This is a genomic window from Halomonas sp. SIMBA_159, assembly GCF_046536035.1.
GTDB lineage: Bacteria > Pseudomonadota > Gammaproteobacteria > Pseudomonadales > Halomonadaceae > Vreelandella > Vreelandella venusta_A.
Window position 1 is genome coordinate 1 of sequence record NZ_JAWJBT010000334.1, and the last position, 287, is coordinate 287.

1 protein-coding gene is annotated in these 287 nt (G+C 35.9%); it reads right to left on the reverse strand.

The annotated features are described in order from the left end of the window. On the reverse strand, positions 1 to 287 hold a 287-nt coding region (locus R0J87_RS19515), incomplete at both ends, for a helix-turn-helix domain-containing protein (RefSeq protein WP_498888320.1).

Consider the following 287-nt stretch of genomic DNA (forward strand, 5'->3'; position numbering starts at 1 on the left):
CTAAGATGTTATCTGATTTGTTTTTAAACTGAAGATAATCACTATTCACGGCCCAGTTAAGAGCTTCTTGCTGATAGGCGGGCAAGGATTCGTATTTATCACGATCTATACCAAGCTGTAAGTAGATTGATGGTTCTTCTTTAGAAACTCCGTGAGCGTATTCATTTCTTCCTAGTAAATAATCAGTGGTTACATCAAAGTAGTCAGCAATTTTAATAAGTGTTTCGTAGTCTACTTGCCTTTTACTCGTTTCGTATTTCGAAAGTGCTGCGTATGTAATATCTAAT